This window comes from Streptomyces sp. 8N706, from assembly GCF_052245415.1.
GTDB lineage: Bacteria > Actinomycetota > Actinomycetes > Streptomycetales > Streptomycetaceae > Streptomyces.
Genome location: NZ_JBQQBW010000009.1, coordinates 1 through 20407, shown reverse-complemented (window position 1 = coordinate 20407; position 20407 = coordinate 1). Strand labels below are relative to the sequence as shown.

Genomic DNA, 20407 nt, shown 5'->3' with positions numbered 1-20407 from the left:
CCGGGGCCGTGCGGGCAGCAGAGCCCGGGCCCAGAACCCGGGGCGGGGCCCGGGCACCAGAGCCCGGCCCGGGACCGGCGCACCAACCAGCGGCCCGCCCGGGCACGTCTCCCACCACTCCCCCGGACACACCAACCACCGACGCGGCGCGCGCCGCTGTGGACCGCACGGACAACGGCCGCGGGACGGATCCCTGGCGATGGATCCGCCCCGTGCCGCTCCCCTCCTGTGGTCCGACCGGACTCCGAGGAGGGCGAGTTCAGGCCGTCGCCAGCGCTCCCGTGCGGTAGATCGTGCCCGCGCAGACATTGGTGATCGTGGCGTTCGCCGCGGCCGGGTCTCCGGCCTGTGGCGTATGGCTGAGCTCCACGCTGCCCGAGGGCTGGGTGCCCGGTTCGTCGGCGGACGTCTCGGCCGCGGACTGTCCTTCAGGCTCTCCCGCGCTCCCGGAGCTGCCGGGGTCGGGTGAGGAGCCCGGGGCGGGACAGCCGCCCGACCCGCCGTCCGCGGGGATCCAGGCGAACTTGACCTCGTACGCGACGCCGGGCTGGAGGATCACCTGCTGCGGCTGGGTGGCCGGATCCGGCAGACCGGTGGCCGGGTCTCCGGCCGTGTGGTCGAGGACGGAGATGCGCGTACTGTCGGCGGCGCCCTGTGCGGCTGCGACGACCTGCCCGCCGCCGTCCACCGTGCAGGCGGTTCCTGAGGTGTTGGTGACCTGGAACGAGCCGTAGACGGCGCTCGAGCCGTCCATCGTGCCGGGTGAGGCGATGCCGCCGGCCAGCTGGTTGCGGGCGCAGGTCGGCGACGTGGCCGCCATGGTCTCGGACGGATCGACTCCGCCGCCGGCCGTGCTGCCGCCCGGCTGCCGGGAGGTGTCGTCCTTCGTTCCGCCCTTGCCGCGCTCTCCGCCCTTGGTCTCCTTGCCGGACGGCCGGCGCTCCTTCGTGCCGTCCTCGGTCTCGGACTGGGTGCCCTCGGCGCCCCCATGGGTCCGCTCGCTGTGCCCGGCGTTGGCCGGATGAGCCTCGGTCACGCCGTCGCTCCGCGCGACATGGACGAGCGCGGGCACCGCCGTACCGGCGAGGATCACCGCGGCCGCCGCGCCGACGAGGGCCTGACGCTTGCGGGCGCGGCGGGCCGGGACGGCGTGCCGTAGTTGCTCCAGTGCGTCCGGTGCGGGCTCGATCTCCTCGACGGCGGTGTGCAACAGCCGCCTCAGTGCCTGTTCGTCCCCGCCCAGCCCGTCCGGGCCCTCGGGGCCGTCCGGCCCGGGCGGCTCGGGCAGCCTGTCCGGTCCGTGGTTCTTGTCACTCATGCCGGGGCCTCCATGGCGACGCGCAGCGCCGCGATCCCCCGCGATCCGTACGCCTTGACCGAGCCGAGCGATATGCCGAGCGTCTCGGCGACCTGTGCCTCGGTCATATCGGCGAAGTAGCGCAGCACGAGGACCTCGCGCTGCCGGCGCTGCAGTCCGCGCATTGCCTTGATCAATTGGTCGCGCTCCAGCTGTTCGTACGCACCCTCCTCGGCACTGGCCATGTCGGGCATCGGCTTGGAGAGCAGCTTCAGCCCGAGGATGCGGCGGCGCAGTGCGGAGCGGGACAGGTTGACGACGGTCTGCCGGAGATACGCGAGGGTCTTCTCCGGATCACGGACCCTCTTGCGTGCGGAATGCACCCGGATGAAGGCTTCCTGGACGACGTCCTCGCACGAGGCCGTGTCGTCGAGAAGGAGAGCCGCCAGCCCGAGCAGCGACCGGTAGTGGGCGCGGTAGGTCTCGGTGAGGTGGTCGACTGTGGTGCCCGCTGCCATCGCCTCGTCAGAGCCCTCGCGCTGCGACGGAAGACGCGTGGGACGGGCGGCCGGCATCGGCGCGATCACCGGCATGCCGCCGGTCGCGCGGGGACGGAGCGGACGCAGGACCGCTGCGCCGCCCCCATGGGTCGCTGCCATGCCGAATACCTCTGCCACGCCTGTTGGACACGCTTCCCCCCGTCAGGGTTGTACGCGTGAGCAACCGCTTTTGACAAAGCTCTGAATGCCCTCATGCGCACCGTTCTTCCCAAATTCCCCATTTGTCATAGCGACTTCGAGCGATGGCAGCAAAGACGCTCCCCACCCACTGCGCGGTTGCAGTGGGTGGGGAGCGAATAGTCGAACAGATCGTTGGTCCAGTTCAAGCGGTATGGACCAACGACTTGATCACATAATCTTCACATGGTGCGCGGAGGTGCCGCTGATCCGCTACGCGGAGCCGAACTCGGCCGCGACAACTTCCGCGATCTGAGCGGTGTTCAGCGCAGCGCCCTTGCGGAGGTTGTCGCCGCACACGAAGAGTTCCAGCGCGTGCGGGTCGTCCATGGAGCGCCGGACCCGGCCGACCCAGGTCGGGTCCGTACCGACGACGTCCGCGGGGGTCGGGAACTCACCCTCGGCGGGGTTGTCGCACAGCACCACGCCGGGCGCGCCGGACAGGATCTCGTGCGCCTTGGCGACCGTGACCTCGCTCTCGAACCGCGCGTGCACGGTCAGCGAGTGCGTCGTGACGACGGGGACACGGACACACGTCGCGGTGACCCGCAGGTCCGGCAGCCCGAGGATCTTGCGGGACTCGTTGCGGACCTTGAGCTCCTCGGAAGTCCAGCCGTCGTCCTTGAGCGAACCCGCGAACGGCACCACATTGAGCGCGATCGGCGCCGGGTACGGACCGAACTCGCCCACCGCCCGGCGTACATCGCCGGGGTGCGTGCCCAGGTCCGTACCCGCCACCTTGGCGATCTGGTCGCGCAGGGTGTCGACGCCCTCCTTGCCCGAGCCGGAAACGGCCTGGTACGAGGAGACGATCAGCTCGGACAGACCCCACTCGGAGTGCAGCGCACCCATCGCGACGATCATCGAGAGCGTCGTGCAGTTGGGGTTGGAGATGATGCCGCGCGGGCGGACCCTGGCCGCGTGGGCGTTCACCTCGGGAACGACCAGCGGGACGTCGGGGTCCATCCGGAAGGCGCCGGAGTTGTCGACGGCGACCGCGCCCTTGGCGGCGGCGATCGGCGCCCAGTGTGCCGACACCTCGTCCGGGACGTCGAACATCGCGACGTCGACGCCCTCGAAGGCCTCCTCGCTCAGCGCAACGACCTCGACCTCCTCGCCGCGGACGACCAGCTTCTTGCCGGCCGAGCGGGGCGAGGCGATGAGGCGGATTTCGCCCCAGACATCGGCGCGCTCCGAGAGGATGCCGAGCATCACGGTGCCGACGGCGCCGGTGGCGCCGACGACGGCCAGGGTGGGCTTACGGCCCGCAGGGGCGGCAGTCATCGGCCGGTACCTCCGTACACGACGGCTTCGTCGCTCTCGCTGTCCAGGCCGAAGGCGGAGTGCACCGCACGGACGGCCTCGTTGACCTCGTCGGCACGGGTGACGACGGAGATCCGGATCTCCGAGGTGGAGATCAACTCGATATTGACCCCGGCGTTGGAGAGGGCCTCGAAGAAGCCCGCCGTGACGCCCGGGTTGGTCTTCATGCCCGCGCCGACCAGCGAGATCTTGGCGATCTGGTCGTCGTAGCGCAGCGATTCGAACCCTATGGCGCTCTTCGTCCGCTCCAGCGCCGCGATCGCCTTACGGCCCTCGGTCTTCGGCAGGGTGAAGGAGATGTCGGTCAGACCGGTCGACGCGGCCGAGACGTTCTGCACCACCATGTCGATGTTGATCTCCGCATCGGCGATCGCACGGAAGATCGTCGCGGCCTCGCCCGGCTTGTCCGGCACCCCGACGACCGTGACCTTGGCCTCGGACGTGTCGTGGGCAACCCCCGAAATGATCGCCTGCTCCATCGGCTGGTCGTCCCCTCGCGGTTCGTTGCTGACCCACGTGCCCCGGAGGCCGGAGAACGACGACCGGACGTGGATCGGAATGTTGTATCGGCGTGCGTACTCGACGCAGCGGTGCAGCAGCACCTTGGAGCCGGAGCTGGCGAGCTCCAGCATGTCCCCGAACGAGATCCAATCGATCTTGCGGGCCTTCGTCACGACCCGCGGGTCGGCGGTGAAGACACCGTCGACATCGGTGTAGATCTCGCACACCTCGGCGTTCAGCGCGGCGGCGAGGGCCACCGCGGTGGTGTCGGAACCGCCGCGGCCGAGGGTGGTGATGTCCTTCTTGTCCTGGGACACACCCTGGAAACCGGCGACGATGGCGATATTGCCCTCGTCGACGGACTGCTGGATACGGCCCGGCGTGACATCGATGATCCGCGCTTTGTTGTGGACCGAGTCGGTGATGACTCCGGCCTGGCTGCCGGTGAACGACTGCGCCTCGTGACCGAGGTTTTTGATCGCCATCGCCAGCAGCGCCATGGAGATCCGCTCTCCGGCGGTCAGCAGCATGTCGAACTCACGCCCGGCAGGAATGGGGGATACCTGCGCGGCGAGATCGATCAACTCGTCCGTCGTGTCACCCATCGCCGAAACCACGACGACCACCTGGTGGCCGCTCCTCTTGGCTTCGACGATCCGCTTGGCGACGCGCTTGATGCCTTCGGCATCCGCAACGGAGGAGCCGCCGTACTTCTGCACGACAAGGCCCACGTGCGCTCCTCGTAACTCTGTCTTCCGGGGACCCCGAATCAGGATCCTTCGGTCGGCTCAGTCTAACGAGCAGGTGGGAAAGGCCATCGTGATATCGCATCGTGAGACACGAAGCTCACTACGTGATCATCCGAGGCCCTCTGCTTCCCGGGCCCGCTCCGGGAAGGCCCCTGCCCGCTCGGGGACAGAGCACACGGAAACGTAACCCAGTTCACACCGGCGTGTGCGATGGGCGCACGCATCCGGGGTACGCGGCGGGCTCGGCTCCGGGCCGCCCGAGTACGGCCGGCCGGGGCTCCGCGCTGTGACGTGGCCCAGCCGGCCAGGAACGAGGGGGCGCGGTTCAGGGTGCTCCGGGCCGTCACAGGGCCGGATCCGGGTGTTCCGGGCAGTACGGGCCTCAGCAGGAGAGCTCCGGGCCCGGCCCACCGGGGCTCCGGCCGTCACAGGGCTCGGCCTACGGGCGCACCGGGTCGTACGGGCCTCAGCCGGGGGCTCCGGACCGTCACGGGCTCAGCCGACTGCCGTCAACGGCGGGCGGTGCGCATGCCCAGTGGGGCGGCGATCTCCTGGGCCATCACCCGCCCCGCCTCCTCCTCCAGCGACCCGTCGTCCGACGCCGCGACCGTGTCCGTGTCCAGGCCGTCCAGCTCGTCCAGCGGGCTCTCCGTGCGGATGTGGGCCAGCAGCGACTGAAGGGCGCGCAGGGCGGCGGAGGCAGTGGGGCCCCAGTTGGAGAAGTACGAGAACTGCCACCACCACAGGGCCTCGGTCACCCGGCCCGCCCGGTAGTGGGCCATGCCGTGCCGCAGATCGGTGATGATGTCCGCGAGGTCGTCGGAGATCCGGCAGGCCACCGGCTCGCTGCGCGGAACGTAGGGGTCGAACACCTCGGAGTACACATCGGCGGGGTCGAGCAGCTGGGCGAAGCGCTCACGCAGCTCGTCGACGTCGTCAGGCTCCGGGCCCGCGTCCGCCTCGTACCGCTCGTCGGGAACGATGTCCTCGTGCGCGCCCAGCCGGCCGCCCGCCAGGAGCAGCTGGGACACCTCCAGCAGGAGATACGGGATCGCGCTGCCGGGCTCGTCGCCCTTCGCCACTTCCGTGACCGCGACGATGAAGCTCTCGACCTGGTCTGCGATCTGAACGGCGAAGTCGTCCGGGTCCGGCTGGGTGTCGTGGAGCGTGGCGTCAGACATCGAGAAGTCGTCTCCCTTCGAAGGCACGGCCCAGCGTGACCTCGTCGGCATACTCCAGGTCTCCCCCGACGGGGAGCCCGCTGGCCAGTCGCGTGACCTTCAGACCCATGGGCTTGACCATGCGCGCGAGGTAGGTGGCGGTGGCCTCCCCCTCGAGATTCGGGTCGGTGGCCAGGATCAGCTCGGTGACGGCGCCGTCGGCGAGCCGGGCCAGCAGTTCCCTGATCCGCAGGTCGTCCGGGCCCACGCCCTCGATGGGGCTGATCGCCCCGCCGAGCACGTGGTAACGGCCGCGGAACTCACGGGTCCGCTCGATCGCGACGACGTCCTTCGGCTCCTCGACGACGCAGATGACCGCCCGGTCGCGGCGCGGGTCCTGGCAGACCCGGCACTGTTCCTCCTGCGCGACATTGCCGCAGACGGCACAGAACCGGACCTTGGCCTTGACCTCGGTCAGCGCGTGGGCGAGCCGACGGACGTCGGCCGGCTCGGCCTGGAGGATGTGGAAGGTGATCCGCTGCGCGCTCTTGGGACCGACGCCGGGCAGCCTGCCCAACTCGTCGATGAGGTCCTGGACCACGCCTTCGTACACGGAACGCCGTCTCCTTCTTCTTTCCTGCTGCGTACGCTAGTTGATCCGCACTAAGGATCGGATCAGAACCGGCCGACTGCCGCCGCGGAGCCCTGTCCGCGGCCGGTCAGAAGGGCAGTCCCGGCATTCCGCCGAGGCCCTCGGCGAGCGGGCCGAGCTTCTGCTGCTGGAGCTCCTGCGCGGCGTTGTTCGCGTCACGGACAGCCGCGAGGACGAGATCCGCGAGGGTCTCCGTGTCCTCAGGATCCACGGCCTTGGGGTCGATGACCAGGCCCTGGAGCTCACCGGCTCCGCTGACCGTGGCCTTGACGAGCCCGCCGCCCGAGGAACCCTCGACAGGGGTCTCGGCCAGTTCCTGCTGGGCCGCGGCGAGGTCCTGCTGCATCTTCTGAGCCTGCTGCAGCAACTGCTGCATATTGGGCTGCTCTCCACCGGGAATCACGGCTTCGCTCCTGGCACTCGACGATGTTGTTCCAGTAGCCCGAGCCTACGTGCTCGCAGGGCAACGCGCCCTACGCCGTACGAAAGAAGCCCTGGTCCGGCGGCAGAGGGCGGCCGGGCCGCCGAGACGTGCCAGGCGTCCACCCGCCCGCGCTGCTCAGGACCCGCTCGTAGCCCCCGCGTGTTTGTTCAGTACCTGCTCCGCTCAGTACCTGCGGGGCCCGCTCCGGGACTTTGTCGGGCCTGTCGTCGCCTACTCGTGCATGAATTCCTCGACGACGGTCGCGCCGAGCTCCCGGACGATCAGATCGTGGCCGCTCAGCGCCGTGTCGTCGAGGTCCGGGTCGTCCTCAGCCGGCATGTCGTCCTCGATGGAGAACGGAGGGGGCTCGGGCTCGCGGTGCGCCCGCGCCTCGGGGCGCGGCCTCGCTTCCGGCGCGGCGGTCCGCGGGGAGGCCTCCGGGGCGGGCGCCTCGGGGCGTACCGGCTGCTGCGGCTGGACCGGAGCCGGAGCGGGGGCGCTCGGACGGGGACCCGTGGGGCCGCTGCCCCCGCCGAAGCCCGGACCGGACGGTCCCCCGCCCTGCGCACCACCGCCACCCGAGGGATCGACGATCGCCTCGACCTTCCACTGCACGCCAAGTGAGTCGCTCAGAGCCTGCCTCAGTACGTCCTCGCTGCCGCCGCCGACGAAGCTGTCCCGGGCTCCCGCGTTGGAGAACGCGAGCTGGAGAGTGCTGCCGTCGAGCCCTGCCACCTGGGCGTTCTGGCTCAGCAGAATCCAGGTGAAGCGACGACGGTTCTTCACCGCCTCGAGGATGTCCGGCCACATCTGCCGGATCTGTACGGCGCCCTGGGCCGCTCCCGGTGCGGCACCGCCCGCCGCCTGTGGCGCTCCTCCGCCGGGAGCGGGCGCACCGCTGAAGGGACCGCTGCCTGCCCCGGGCTGCTGTCCGCCGCCCGGGAAACCGGAGTGCGTACCCCCGGCCGGCCAGGCACCCGGCCGTGGTGCTGCCCCGTTCTCTCCCGTGGACCCGCCCGGCTGTGCTGCCGCGCCGCTCCCGGGCGCACCGGGCCGCGCGCTCGTGGGCCACGCGCCGGGGCGCGGGGCTGCGCCGCCGCCCGGTGCGGACTCCTGCTGGGCCGGTCCGCGGCCACTGTCCGCCCCGGTGCCTCGGCCTCCCGCGCCGGGCCACGCTCCGGACCGCTGCCCGGCGGGGGCCTCGGCCGCGGGGCCGTCCGTCTGCGGCGCCGCGCTCGGCCGTGGGCCTGTGCCCGGCGCTTCGGGCTGCGCCCCCGCAGGCCACGCGCCCGCGGGCCCGCCGTTCTCCGCTTCGTCGGAGGACCCGGCTTCCGCGGAGTGCCCCGGCACGGCGTCGGTGGCCGCCGGCGCCTGGGCAGTCGGCGCCGCACCCTGGGACGCCTGCGGCCCGCCCGAGCCCTGGGCCGCCCGTCCCGGCAGAGCTGCGCGGGCTCCCGCCGGGCCCACGGGCATGGCGGGAGAGGAGGGCGAGGCGGCGGCATCGTGGGCGTCCGGCCCCGGTACGTACCCCACCGCCGGGCCGGGGCCCGGCCCGGACAGCCCGCCCGCCAGGGCCCCGCGCTCCAGGCGCTCCAGCCGGGCCTGCACCGAGCGCACGTCGTCGAAGGCCGCGGGCAGCAGCAACCGCGCGCAGATCAGCTCCAGCTGCAGCCGCGGCGACGTGGCGCCACGCATCTCGGTCAACCCTTCGTTGACCAGGTCGGCCGCCCGGCTGAGCTCGGCCGGACCGAAGACCGAGGCCTGGGCCTGCATCCGCTCCACGACATCCGCCGGGGCGTCGATCAGACCCTTCTCCGCCGCGTCCGGCACGGCCGCGAGAATCACCAGGTCACGAAGGCGTTCGAGCAGATCGGCAACGAAACGCCGAGGGTCGTTGCCCCCCTCGATCACGCGGTCCACGACCTCGAAGGCGGCGCTGCCGTCGCCCGCGGCGAACGCGTCGACGACGCTGTCGAGCAACGAGCCGTCGGTGTAGCCGAGCAGGGCCGTGGCCATGGCATATGTCACACCGTCCGCCGCCGCACCGGCGAGAAGCTGGTCCATGACGGACATGGAGTCCCGCACGGAGCCCGCCCCGGCCCGTACGACCAGGGGGAGCACACCGTCCTCGACGGGGATCTCCTCTCGCCGGCACACCTCGCCGAGGTAGTCGCGGAGTGTGCCGGGCGGCACGAGACGGAAGGGGTAGTGATGAGTCCGCGACCGGATCGTGCCGATGACCTTCTCGGGCTCGGTCGTGGCGAAGATGAACTTCAGATGCTCCGGCGGCTCCTCCACCACCTTCAGCAGGGCATTGAAGCCCGCTGAGGTGACCATGTGCGCCTCATCGATGATGTAGATCTTGTAACGGCTCGAAGCCGGCCCGAAGAAGGCCTTCTCGCGCAGCTCACGCGCGTCGTCCACACCGCCGTGGGACGCGGCGTCGATCTCGATGACGTCGATGGAACCGGGCCCGTTGCGCGCCAGGTCATGGCAGGACTGGCACTCCCCGCAAGGCGTGGGCGTGGGGCCCTCCGCACAGTTCAGACAGCGGGCGAGGATGCGGGCGCTGGTCGTCTTGCCGCAGCCGCGCGGGCCGCTGAACAGATAGGCGTGATTGACCCGGTTGTTGCGCAGCGCCTGCTGCAGCGGACCGGTGACATGCTCCTGCCCGATGACCTCGGCGAAGGACTCGGGGCGGTAACGGCGGTAGAGCGCGAGGGACGACACGCATACGACGATATCGGCCCCGACTGACAACGAGCCGCCCCCAACGACAGGGGCCCCTCACGCACCCGCCAGAGCTCACTTACCCTTGCTGCCTTCCGGCCCTGGGGGAGTTCGGTGAGATAGCGCCGCGTGAGGGGCTGAGCCCCACCCTAGCGGATCGGAGGGGGTGGGAACGAGTTCGCGAGCACTCCTTCCGGTCTTGTATTGTTTGCGGCGGAGGATTCGCCTAGAGGCCTAGGGCGCACGCTTGGAAAGCGTGTTGGGGGCAACCCCTCACGAGTTCGAATCTCGTATCCTCCGCCCCCGCCCAGCAGGGCAGACGAAGGCCCCGACCGATCATGGTCGGGGCCTTCGTCGTTCTCCGTCTCAGTTTTCGTCTCAGTTGGTCAGTGGGAGCACAGCTGCCATCTCAGTTGGTCCCGTGGGAACGCATCGGCGGCCCCAGGCCCTCTCCGACACATCCCGCCCGGCCCACGCGCCTGGCACACACCGCCACCCACCGCCTTGCAGTCGCACACACCAGCCGCGAGCCCCTCACGAACCTCCGTGGACAAAACACCCGGCGCTGCCTGTGATCATTCCTGGCGGCGAGCTGGGTGCGCGGTGGCTCCGGTCTCCGGTGCTTCGTCGGCGTGGTGGGGGACGCCGTTGAGGTGGATGATCTTCTTGAGGTGGTGGCCCGGCTGGAGTTTGGGCGAGCGTTGGATCACCACCATGGCCGCGTCGTCGCCCAGGCGCCCGCCGGCGTGAGCGATGAGGTCGTCGCGTATGTGGTGGAGCAGTGCTTCGGGACCGCTGCCGGTCCATTGGGCGACGCGCTCGGCGAGGGGATAGAAGGACCGGTCGGAGGCGCGCGCCTCGATGACGCCGTCGGTGTAGAGCAGGAGCGTGTCGTCGTCCTCGAAGGTGAACGGATCGAGCGTGAAGCCGGTCCTCGGCAAACCGCACATGCCCAGCGGGGGCTTGGGGTGGCGGGCGTGCAGGGTGGTCACGCGGTGTCCGCGCAGCAGCAGGGGCGGAGGGTGTCCGCAGTCGATCATCTGCACCAGGTGGTCCTCATCGGGGATGTCGAGCATCAGGGCGGTGACGAAGTGCTCGTGCAACTCGTCCGCCTCGGGGTGATGGGTGTGCTCGGCCAGGTGCCGGCAGAAGCTGTTCTCCAGGGTGTCGGCGAGTTCGACCAGGGTGGGGGTCCGGTGTGCGGCTTCCCGGAAGGCGCCCATGAGAACGGAGGCGTCGCTGATGGAGGTGAGGCCTTTGCCCCGGACGTCACCGATGATCAGACGCGCGCCGCCACCGGTGCGGGTCGCCGCGTACAGGTCCCCGCCGATCTGCGCTTCGTCCTCGGCGGCCACGTACGAGGAGGCGATCCGCAGCGGGCCCATCCGATGGGGCAGCGGCCGCAGAACCACCCGCTGTGTAGCTTCGGACACCGACCGGACCCGGTCCAGCTCACGGATGCGGCGCTCGTGCTGGCGGGAGAAGACCACGAGGAGGAGCGAGATCATCGTCAGGGCGGCAATCTGCACCTGGTGGTTCGTCGAGAACAGCTCGTCGCGGTCGCGCAGAATCGCGATGATCGCCTGGGCCACCACGGCCAGGGCACCGACCAGCGCGGTGAGTCGTGGCCCGGCCAACCAGGGCGTGATGGCGGGGGCGACGACCAGAAAGGGACCGAGATGGACGTGGGCGGGGGCCAGGACGTCCACGACCGTGATCGCAACGATCAGCGCGAGCGGAACCGCGACGAGCGCGTGACCCGGTTGCCACGGCTGCCACAGATCCGCAAGGCGACGCCGGAGGCCCATACCCCCACTCTGCACCCTTCTGCGGCCCATCGGAGCGCTGACGCCGAACGAGCGCTGCCGCGAGCGACCCCACCGTGCCCCGGACCCGCTCAGTACCGTCATCGCGCCCCGGTAGGGGAGTGACGTGGCGCTCCGCAGAGCCACCGACAGCCCAGCCCGGCTGCCCGAGGTCTCGAGGGCGTCCACCGACCTGCTGGGCGACCTTGCGGGGCACCGGCCGGTGAGGTGCGCGCACGGGCGCGCATCCTCCCGCTCCCCCGGGCGCCCCACCCATGGTCGCGTCAACACCCACATCTGCCGCTCCGAGGAAGAGCAGCACGGCCTGCCGCGGTGCGGCGTGCAGGCGCCGCCCCGGATGGCGCAGCTCCACGGCGCATGGCTCGGCCCGATCGGCAGGGTGACGGGACCGCACAGGGCTCTCGTCGAGAGCAGCGGGCCGACCCTGGAGGGATCACCGTGGCCCGGGCGACCCTCTTCAGAAGCGGACTCGTATCCGGTCGAGGCGTCAGGCGTCGTCCTTGTCCTCTGCGGGGATTGACCCTCACCCGGCGTCAGTGTGCAGCCTTCTTCCGGGCGTCCGCTCCACGAGGGCACGGACGCCGAGGAGAGAGGCGGTTCCATGGCGTACTCGGTCGGGCAGGTCTCCGGTTTCGCGGGCATTACCGTGCGCACTCTGCATCACTACGACAAGGCGGGGCTGCTTCCGCCAAGTGCCCGCAGCCCGGCCGGATACCGCCTCTACAGCGACGCCGACCTGGCCCGGCTGCAACAAATTCTCTTCTACCGCGAGCTGGGCTTCTCGCTCGACGAGATCGTCACCATTCTCCAGGACCCCCAGGCCAACGCCCTGGACCAGCTGCGTGCCCGGCACCGGCTGCTCACCGAGCAGATGGCCAAGCTGCAACGCCTGCTGGACGTCGCCGAGCGCGCCATGGAGGTGCAGCGCACCGGCGTGGAGCTGACTCCGCGGGAGCGGTTCGAGGTCTTCGGGGAGGTCACCTTCGACCTCAGTTACGCCACCGACGCCCATCTGAAGTGGCAGCACAGCGAGGGGCACCAGCGCTCCATGGCCAGGGCCGCGGCGCACACCAAGAAGGACTGGGCACGGATCATGGCCGAGGCCGCCGCGTGGCGGCACCGGCTGACCGCGGTCTTCGACGCCGACGAGCCCGCCGACGGAGAGGCGGCGATGGAGGTGGCCGAGGAGCACCGGCAGCACATCATGCGCTGGTTCGCCCCATGCCCCACCGATATGCACGGCAGGATCGCCGACGACTTCGCCGCCGACCCGCGCGCTTTCGCGCTGGTCGTCCCGCCGTCCGAGCAACGGCCGGGACTCGCCGGTTTCCTGCGGACGGCGGTGCACGCCAACGCCGTACGCCGCGGCCCCGCCCCGGAGCAGCCATGAAGATTCTCCTTGCGGCGGCCGGATCGTACGGGGACGTCGCCCCGTACACCGGACTCGGCGCCCGCCTCCGGGAAGCCGGACACGATGTCGCCCTGGCCACCGATGAGTCCTTCGCCCCGCTCGTGCACTCCGCCGGGCTGCGTCTGTGTCCGCTCCCGGCCGATCCGCGCGGCCGGCCGGGCGGGGACCCCGCCGGGAGCGGCATCTCCGGTGGCGGCAGACGGGCGCTCCTGCGCGCAGCCGCCGACTTCGTCCGGGAGCTGGGTACGGGGCTGGCCCGCGCCACCGGCCGGGACACCGAACTGCTGCTGCTCTCGGCCACCACGGCCCCGCTCGGATGGCACCTGGCCGAAGCGCTGGACATCCCCTCGCTGGGCGTCTACCTCCAACCCACGGAACCCAGAGGGGACTTCCGGCGGAAGCCCGTACGGATCACCGGCTGCGGGGCGGGGGATGAGCGAAGCCATGGCCGCGGGCCCGGGCGAAGACCACGGTGCGACGACGACGGTGGCTGTGCGTGTGCGGGTGGCGTCGGGGATCCCATCCGTTCCCACCGTCCGGGAGGCCGGGAAGAAAGGAGAAGAGATGAGGAGCTGGGCACGACGACTGCGAGGACCGGTACGGCCGTACCGGCGGGGAGCACGCCTCCGCGACTCCCCCGTGGTCGTGGCTGGCGTGCTCCCCGACGGGCCGACTGCGTCGCACAGCAAGGACGTTAGACGGGCTGCCGGACCGGGGCGAGCTTCCTTCCGCACTGTGGAGGGCGTTCTGGTTTCTCCTTGCACAGTGGTGGGCGTGACCGGCGCCGGTTCAGAGCTCTCCCAACGCCGTCATCGCCAGCCAGAGCTCGTACTTGGCGCTCGGCGCATGCAGCAGCGAGCGCCCGAGTTTCTCCTCCGCCCTGGCCAGGCGTTTGCGCGCGCCGGGAGCCGAGATACCGAGTTCGGCCGCCGCCGCGGGCAGCCGGGCGTCGGCGCGCAGCCAGGCCCGTACGGTGCCGGTGGCGGACCCCAGCGGGCCGAGCTGGGCGCGCGCCCAGGTCCGGGCGCCCGGGGCGGCGAGCAGTGTGGGCAGGTCCGCGGGGCGGCCGGTCTCCGGCGGGTGCGGGGTGTTCAGCCGCAGCGCCAGCCAGGCCGCCGACTGGTCGGCCAGGCTCCCGGCGAGATCCAGCTCCAGCAGCCCCTGGATCAGCCGTAGGCGGGCGGCGAGCGTATTGCGGTGGATCTTCAGATGCCGGCTCGCCATGGTGCCGAAGGCCAGCCAGGAACCGAGTGTCCCGAGCAGCTCCTCCGCCCCCGGGTCGGCCTGCCGCGCCGGCTCGTACGCCAGGCAGGGGCGGAGCAACTCCGCGGCCCAGCGCGCTCCTTCGGGCCCCAGCAGCGGAGCGAGGCCGACGTGCCGGCTGAAACGTGCCCGGCCGTCCGGTGCGCTGCGCGCCACCGCCAGGGCGTGGAAGGCCTGCTCGTAACCGAGCGATGTCTCCCGCAGTGCCACCTCGTCGCTCACCCCGACCCGGCACTCGGGCACCTCCTGGACGATGGTCCGTTCCCACTCGTCGGTCCCGGCCGGGACGAGGGCGATGAGATGGTTGAGCCGCACCGGGCACCGGACGATCCACGCCTGCCCGTCCGCCAGCCGTGTCAGCCGCTCCGCGACGGTGGGCCGCCGCCGTTCCTGGCACTCCACGACGTACACCCGCACCGGGCTGGGCAGCCGGGGGCCCATCGCCCCCGCGATCCGGTGCGCCGCGGCCACGCTGCCGATCATCAGCAGATGCAGTACCGCCTCCCGGCTGTGCGCCTCCACCGACTCCATCCGGCGCCCCGCGCGCTCGGCCTCCTCCAGCTGCCAGCACAGACCGAGGACGCGCGCGGCGTCGGCGAGCAGGGTGCCGTGCCGGTGGCTGTCACGGCAGTCCAGCGTCAGATACGGCTCCCGGCCGAGCGTCACCACATGCACGGTCCGGCCTCCGGGCCCGCCGACCACGCCCGAGGGCATCCCGCGCCGGTGCAGCTCCGTGACCGCGGCCGCCACCGCGGCTCCCGGCCGGTCCGGCGACGAGGCGAGGACCGAGCCGTCGGCCGCCACCAACGCCACCGCGCCGCCGGTACGCCGACCCAGCCAGCCCAGAACAGCTCGCACCGCTCCACGCCTGCCCGCCAGCCGCATGAGCTCCAGAAGGTCCGCGGCGCGCGTCATGCCGGCCGGGGCCTCCTCGGTCACCCGCCGTATACCCGTCGTATGCATCTCGCGGACCCCCATCGCGTGCGTCTCATGGACGAGACCGTAGCCCTCCCGTCCGACACCAGGGCCGGCACCGGGGCCGTACGGGAGCACGCCACCACCTCGGCTCCCGTCCGACCGTGCCGGTGGTGCCCACCGCGCCTCGACCGGCCCCGCCCGCGGTGCCGGAGCCGTCACCGGCGCATGCCTCCCGGCGGGCCGGACACGCCGCGACGGGTCCCGGGAGCCGGGGCCCTGCCGTGCCCATCTGTCGGGGAGGCGGGTGTACTCCGGAGTAGTCCCGGAGAGTGGTTCCGAGAAATCCTCCGCGAGGTGTCGAGATCGCGTCACCGGTCGCGACGTCCCCTGTGAGAGTCGCCCGCACGGGGCGACAGCGCATCCGAGGGAGCGAAGTCATGAAGTACCTGGTGATGGTTCAGGGCTCGCAGGCGGACTACGACGCGATGGCCGGCAAGGCCTCCGCGCACAGCCCGGCCTGGAGCGAGAAGGACCTGCAGGCGATGTTCGCCTTCATGGGGGAGATCAACAACGACCTCTCCGAGTCCGGTGAGCTCGTCGACGGCAACGGCCTGGCCGAGCCCGCGCAGACCCGGTTCGTGAGCGCGGGCCAGGACGGCCGCCCCGTGATCACCGACGGTCCCTACGGCGAGACGAAGGAACTGCTCGCCGGATACTGGGTGCTGGACTGCGAGAGCCTCGAGCGGGTCACCGAGATCGCCGCCCGCGTCGCCCAGTGCCCCGTCCCCGAGGGCGCCCCCGAATACCCGGTGGTCATCCGGCCCATCCCGGACAACGGCGGAGGCGATGTGTGAGACGTACCAGCGAGGTCGAGGACCTGCTGCGCCTGCATGCGCCGCAGGTCCTCGGCGCGCTGGTCCGCCGGTACGGACACTTCGACCTGGCCGAGGACGCCGTACAGGAGGCCCTGCTTGCTGCAGCGGAGCAGTGGCCGGAGCGAGGCCTCCCGGACAATCCGCGCGGCTGGCTGATCAAGGTGGCCTCCCGTCGTCTCACGGACCAGCTGCGGAGCGAGGAGGCGCGGCGCGGACGCGAGGTGCGGGCCGCGTCCCTCACGCCACGGGACGCCCTCACGACGCCACCGCCCAGTGAGAGCCGCGCCCCGTCCGAGGACGACACCCTCACCCTGCTGTTCCTGTGCTGCCACCCCGACCTCACCCCGGCCGCGCAGATCGCGCTCACCCTGCGTGCCGTGGGCGGTCTGACGACGGCCGAGATCGCTCGCGCGCATCTGGTGCCGGAGGCGACGATGGCGCAGCGGATCAGCAGGGCCAAGCAGAAGATCAGGGGTGTGCCCTTCCGGCAGCCGGGACGCGAGGACCGCGACGTGCGGCTCGCCGCCGTGCTGCAGGTCCTCTACCTGATCTTCAACGAGGGCTATACGGCGACCTCCGGCAGCGATCTGCACCGCGCCGATCTGGCCCGGGAGGCGGTCCGGGTGACCCGGGCCGTACGTCGGCTCCTGCCCCGGGAGGGCTCCGTGAGCGGGCTGCTGGCGCTGATGCTGCTCACCGACGCCCGGAGCCCGGCGCGCACCGGCCCGCACGGCGAACTGATTCCGCTCGACGAACAGGACCGGGCCCTCTGGGACCGGCAGGCGATCCGGGAAGGCACCGCCCTCGCGGAGGAGGCCCTGTCCCAGGGACCGGCAGGCGCGTACCAGCTGCAGGCCGCGATCGCTGCGCTGCATGACGAACCGGCGCGCGCGGCGGACACCGACTGGCCGCAGATCCTCGCCCTGTACGACATCCTCGTCCGCCGTTCCCCCGAGCCCATGGCGGAGCTCGGCAGGGCCGTGGCCGTCGCCATGGTGCACGGCCCCCGGGCCGGTCTCGCGGAAGTCGCCGGGCTCGCGGACCGGCTGGCGGGCCATCATCGGCTCGATGCCGTACGCGCCCATCTGCTGGAGAAGGCGGGGGACGCCGAAGAGGCGCGGGCCGCTTACCACTTGGCGGCTCAGCGCACCCTCAGCATCCCGGAGGCGCGTTACCTCCGGACGCGCGCCGCCCGGCTGCTGCCCTGAGCGCGGCCCCCCGCCCTGTGGCCGGGACTTGAGCGCTCAGATGCCGTCCACGGCCGCGACGGTGAAGGGGGTCTCCGGCATGCCGGGACCCATGGGGCCGCCCTTGTCGAACTGGGAGCGGACCACGAAAATCCGCCCGTCCCGGCGGACCAGCGTCGTCGGAGTCTGCAGCGATGCGTCGGTGACCTGCCGCACCACACGAGCGGCCGTTCCGTCCTCGGACATCCGCCACCGGCTGATGGTGTTGCCGGCGTTGTGGGCCGCCCAGAGCGTGCCGTGCCGGAGTTCGAGACCGTCGGCGTGGGTCAGGTCGGCTCCGTGCAGGGCCACCTTGCGGATCGCTCCGGAGGCGGTGTCGAGGCGGTAGAGATCCCCGCCGGTCATGTCCACGGTGAGCAGATAGCGGCCCGAAGGGTCGGCGACGATCCCGTTGAGGGTGTACGCGTCGGCGGTATGCGGCTCGACAGCCCGCAGGTCGAAGCGGGGCCGCAACAGTCCATGGCCGCCGGTCTCCGCGGCATCTCGGAGCTGCGCGGGGGTGACCCGGTAGACCAGCTCCCGGCGGCTGTCGGTGACGTAGGCGGCCCCGTCGGGTGCGATGGCGAGGTCGTTGACCCACGCCTCCGCCTGCGCCGGGGCGTCGAACCGGGCGATCAGCCCGCGGGTGCGGACGTCGTACACGGAGACTCCGCCCCGGTCGGCCACCCACAGCCGCCCGGCGCGGTCCACCTTCAGCCCGCCGGCGGTCGTACGTCCGTCCGTACCGGCGGGCAGGAACACCTCCGCGGCGCGGTGCCCGGGGGCGATCCTGAAGATCGTGCCGGTGGTGTACGAGGAGACGAACAGGTCCCCGGTGTACGGGTCGGCGGCGATGCCCTCCGGATAGACCCGGTCGCCGGGCAGGACATGGGCGGTGGATGTCCGGAACGGGTGCCGGTGACCGATGCGGTGGTGTGAGCCGGCGTCCGCGGCGGCCGGTGCCGCCGGTGCGAGGGACAGAGCGGTAGCCAGGGCCAGCCCCAGGGCGGCCAGGGAACGGCGATGGGAAACACGGGGCATGGAGGTCTCTTCTCCCGAGGGCGTCGAGCGATCAGATGCACACACACGATAGTTAGAGCTCTAATCGTCGGCAAGGTATTAACGACTGGGGGAGTCAATACGATGCGAGGATGACGATGCCCGCCTCCGAACGCCTCGGCTCGTACATCAAGCGCGCCGAGCAGGCCCTCAACGCGACCAAGCACGCGGCGCTGAAGCCGTCGGGCCTGACGGTGCCGCAGTACGCGGCGCTGCTGTTCCTGTCGGAGAACCCGGGTATCTCCGCCGCGGCACTGGCCAGAGCGTGTGCCGTCACCCCGCCGACGATGAACACGGTGCTGAGGAATCTGCAGGAGCGCGGGCTGGTCGAACGCACACCCCACGCCTGGCACGGAAACGTCCTGGAGACCCGGCTCACGGACGAGGGACGCGCGGTGATGGCCGACGCGGACGCTCGTGCGGTGCGGGTCGAACGGGCGCTCGCCGCCGAATTCACCGACGAGGAACGGGAGAGCCTGATCGCACTGCTCGGCCGCTGCGTCAGCGTGCTGGAAGCGGTCAGACCGGGTACCGGCTCCGCACGCGACTGACGACCACCACGCCTGACGCCCCCTCGGCCGCAGGCGTACGGAGCGGGTCAACGCAGGCCCATCAACGCGGACCGGCCCGTGCCGCCGGGATGCGGCCGGCCTCCACAGGTCACGCCGCAGGGCGACAGGCGTACGGCCCGCCGCGCCGATCCCTTCGCTGCCGCACCTGCGACTACGCCCTCTCCCCCTCGCGCAACGCCTGCACTCGCACCGACACGCCCAGAGCGCTGCTTCGAGGCCGTGCCACCCGGCACCGCGAGCCGCCGGGCACTACCCGCACAGCGGAACGGAGTCCGACGAACCGTCACCGAGCGTGCGGCCGGGCCTGAACGGCGGTCCGTGAGGCTGTCGCCTCCGCCGCGCCTCTCAGCGCGCTGCCGGCGGAGGTATGGCTTCCGCCCAGGCATCGCCACCCCTCGCCGCCTTCTTGCCACGGTTCGCCACCTTTGCACTCTGCGCCATGGCTGCGCCCGGAGCGTCAGGACCGGTAGGCTTTCCGTGTGATCTTCAAGCGCATCGGAAACGGGCGGCCGTACCCCGACCACGGCCGGGAGAGCACCCGCCAGTGGGCGGATGTCGCTCCACGCCCGGTACGCCTCGACCAACTGGTCACCACCAAGGGGCAGCTGGACCTCGAGACCCTGCTCGCCGAGGACTCGACGTTCTACGGGGACCTCTTCGCCCATGTCGTGAAGTGGCAGGGCGACCTCTATCTGGAGGACGGACTCCACCGCGCGGTGCGGGCGGCGCTCCAGCAGCGCCAGGTGCTGCACGCACGCGTCCTCGAGCTGGACTGACGCGACCGGTCCGCGATGCGGCAGAGCCACTTCCCTCAGGGTTATTGACCCTTTTGGGTTGGGCTGCACGCAACGCGTTGATCATTTAGTAGGCAGAGGCGACTGCCAGGGCTACGCTGCGCCCATGAGCATGCTGACTCCCCCAGGCATGGGCGGAAAGTACCGCATCACGGGGGACCGGTACCCGCGGATGCGCCGGCCCCGCAATCACCGCCGGATCGTGTTCGCCGTCATCGGCGCGGCGACCGCCCTCGGGCTGGTCGGGTGGGGAACGCTGCAGCTCATCGATGTGTTCTCCGGAGGTACCGCCACCCGCGCGGCGGGCAGTACGGAATGCAGGCCGGTGGCCGCTCCGACGGTCTCCGCCAAGCCCGTGCCGCAGCCCGGCGAGATCACCGTCAACGTCTACAACGCCACGGCGCGCAGCGGTCTGGCCAAGCAGACCGCGGACGAGCTGAAGAAGCGCGGCTTCAAGGTCGGCAAGGTGGGCAACGCGCCCGCGGCGTACGACAAGAAGGTCAAGGGCACCGGGATACTGCTCGGCGCGCCCGATGTCGCCGACGGGCGGATGAAGGTGCTGGGCACGCAGCTCGGTGGCGCCTCCACCCAGGCGGACCAGCGCAAGGGCGAGGACGTCGACCTGATCATCGGGGACCGGTTCGAGGCCCTGGCGGAGAAGAAGGACGCCGACCAGGCGCTGGTCGCACTGACCGGCCCCTCTCCGACGCCCTCCGGCCAGAAGAAGAAGTGCTGACGCCCGAGCCCGGCGTCCCTTCCCGACGGGACTCCGCCGCGCGGTGTTCTAGAGCGTGTTTCGAAAGTAGCGCCGTCCGCCCGAAGGGCGGGGGTCGCGGCGGCTGGTGCGTGCGATCGCAAGGCGGAGGGTCGTCCTCGTACTGGGCGTACTC

Annotated in this window: 17 protein-coding genes, 1 tRNA gene, 1 other RNA gene and 1 pseudogene; 8 read left to right on the top strand and 12 right to left on the bottom strand. The window is 71.3% G+C overall.

Annotated features, from left to right (window positions below):
- Window positions 1-259 precede the first annotated feature (259 nt).
- The 9 genes from ACTWQE_RS05880 to ffs all read right to left on the bottom strand — a co-directional run bounded on the left by ACTWQE_RS05880 (window position 260) and on the right by ffs (window position 9714).
- Window positions 260-1318: a hypothetical protein gene (locus ACTWQE_RS05880; protein ID WP_443327727.1), complete on the bottom strand. Its 1059-nt coding sequence runs from the start codon at window positions 1316-1318 to the stop codon at window positions 260-262.
- Window positions 1315-1890 carry a SigE family RNA polymerase sigma factor gene (locus ACTWQE_RS05875; protein ID WP_443327804.1) on the bottom strand — a complete coding sequence of 192 codons (576 nt, stop codon included), beginning with the start codon at window positions 1888-1890 and terminating at the stop codon, window positions 1315-1317. Before ACTWQE_RS05875 ends, ACTWQE_RS05880 begins: the two co-directional genes overlap by 4 nt.
- A gap of 357 nt (window positions 1891-2247) precedes the next feature.
- Entirely contained in the window at window positions 2248-3318 is a 1071-nt protein-coding gene (locus ACTWQE_RS05870) for an aspartate-semialdehyde dehydrogenase (RefSeq protein WP_443327726.1), read from the bottom strand.
- Window positions 3315-4589 (bottom strand): aspartate kinase, encoded by a 1275-nt coding sequence (locus ACTWQE_RS05865; protein WP_443327725.1) that lies wholly within the window; start codon window positions 4587-4589, stop codon window positions 3315-3317. The genes ACTWQE_RS05870 and ACTWQE_RS05865 overlap by 4 nt, the downstream gene beginning before the upstream one ends.
- A gap of 527 nt (window positions 4590-5116) precedes the next feature.
- A complete protein-coding gene (locus ACTWQE_RS05860; RefSeq protein WP_443327724.1) occupies window positions 5117-5788 on the bottom strand; it encodes a DUF5063 domain-containing protein in 672 nt (223 codons plus the stop codon).
- Window positions 5781-6380: a recombination mediator RecR gene (gene recR / locus ACTWQE_RS05855; RefSeq protein WP_443327723.1), complete on the bottom strand. Its 600-nt coding sequence runs from the start codon at window positions 6378-6380 to the stop codon at window positions 5781-5783. The genes ACTWQE_RS05860 and recR overlap by 8 nt, the downstream gene beginning before the upstream one ends.
- A gap of 106 nt (window positions 6381-6486) precedes the next feature.
- Entirely contained in the window at window positions 6487-6795 is a 309-nt protein-coding gene (locus ACTWQE_RS05850) for a YbaB/EbfC family nucleoid-associated protein (protein ID WP_443327803.1), read from the bottom strand.
- 279 nt (window positions 6796-7074) lie between these two features.
- Window positions 7075-9573, bottom strand: a complete 2499-nt coding sequence (locus tag ACTWQE_RS05845; protein ID WP_443327722.1) for a DNA polymerase III subunit gamma and tau — start codon at window positions 9571-9573, stop codon at window positions 7075-7077.
- A 46-nt stretch (window positions 9574-9619) separates the two neighbouring features.
- Window positions 9620-9714: signal recognition particle sRNA small type (gene ffs / locus ACTWQE_RS05840), an RNA gene on the bottom strand.
- A 74-nt stretch (window positions 9715-9788) separates the two neighbouring features.
- Here ffs and ACTWQE_RS05835 point away from each other — a divergent pair.
- Window positions 9789-9873, top strand: a tRNA-Ser gene (locus tag ACTWQE_RS05835).
- A 275-nt stretch (window positions 9874-10148) separates the two neighbouring features.
- Here ACTWQE_RS05835 and ACTWQE_RS05830 read toward each other — a convergent pair.
- Window positions 10149-11381, bottom strand: coding sequence for a PP2C family protein-serine/threonine phosphatase (locus ACTWQE_RS05830; RefSeq protein WP_443327721.1), 1233 nt, complete (start codon window positions 11379-11381; stop codon window positions 10149-10151).
- A 619-nt stretch (window positions 11382-12000) separates the two neighbouring features.
- Here ACTWQE_RS05830 and ACTWQE_RS05825 point away from each other — a divergent pair.
- The gene (locus ACTWQE_RS05825; RefSeq protein WP_443327720.1) at window positions 12001-12789 is read left to right on the top strand and encodes a MerR family transcriptional regulator; all 789 of its coding nucleotides are present in this window, start codon (window positions 12001-12003) and stop codon (window positions 12787-12789) included.
- Window positions 12786-13262, top strand: a pseudogene (locus ACTWQE_RS05820) (glycosyltransferase); the annotation flags it as partial. The gene ACTWQE_RS05825 and the pseudogene ACTWQE_RS05820, both read left to right, overlap by 4 nt.
- 337 nt (window positions 13263-13599) lie before the next feature.
- Here the strand turns inward: ACTWQE_RS05820 and ACTWQE_RS05815 are convergent.
- Window positions 13600-14988: a PucR family transcriptional regulator gene (locus tag ACTWQE_RS05815; protein WP_443327719.1), complete on the bottom strand. Its 1389-nt coding sequence runs from the start codon at window positions 14986-14988 to the stop codon at window positions 13600-13602.
- Between the two features lie 440 nt (window positions 14989-15428).
- Here ACTWQE_RS05815 and ACTWQE_RS05810 point away from each other — a divergent pair, with 440 nt between their 5' ends.
- Window positions 15429-15845 carry a YciI family protein gene (locus ACTWQE_RS05810; protein ID WP_443327718.1) on the top strand — a complete coding sequence of 139 codons (417 nt, stop codon included), beginning with the start codon at window positions 15429-15431 and terminating at the stop codon, window positions 15843-15845.
- Complete coding sequence (locus tag ACTWQE_RS05805) at window positions 15842-17074, top strand: RNA polymerase sigma factor (protein ID WP_443327717.1); 1233 nt, start codon at window positions 15842-15844, stop codon at window positions 17072-17074. Before ACTWQE_RS05810 ends, ACTWQE_RS05805 begins: the two co-directional genes overlap by 4 nt.
- A 36-nt stretch (window positions 17075-17110) precedes the next feature.
- Here ACTWQE_RS05805 and ACTWQE_RS05800 read toward each other — a convergent pair whose 3' ends face one another.
- The gene (locus tag ACTWQE_RS05800; RefSeq protein WP_443327716.1) at window positions 17111-18133 is read right to left on the bottom strand and encodes an SMP-30/gluconolactonase/LRE family protein; all 1023 of its coding nucleotides are present in this window, start codon (window positions 18131-18133) and stop codon (window positions 17111-17113) included.
- 110 nt (window positions 18134-18243) lie between these two features.
- On the opposite strand from ACTWQE_RS05800, the gene ACTWQE_RS05795 reads away from it, so the two are divergent.
- The 3 genes from ACTWQE_RS05795 (at window position 18244) to ACTWQE_RS05785 (ending at window position 20253) form a co-directional block, all read left to right on the top strand.
- A complete protein-coding gene (locus ACTWQE_RS05795; RefSeq protein ID WP_443327715.1) occupies window positions 18244-18702 on the top strand; it encodes a MarR family winged helix-turn-helix transcriptional regulator in 459 nt (152 codons plus the stop codon).
- Window positions 18703-19202: 500 nt separating this feature from the next.
- Entirely contained in the window at window positions 19203-19499 is a 297-nt protein-coding gene (locus tag ACTWQE_RS05790; RefSeq protein WP_003999914.1) for a type II toxin-antitoxin system VapB family antitoxin, read from the top strand.
- A gap of 124 nt (window positions 19500-19623) precedes the next feature.
- Complete coding sequence (locus ACTWQE_RS05785) at window positions 19624-20253, top strand: LytR C-terminal domain-containing protein (protein WP_443327714.1); 630 nt, start codon at window positions 19624-19626, stop codon at window positions 20251-20253.
- The last annotated feature ends 154 nt before the right edge of the window (window positions 20254-20407 follow it).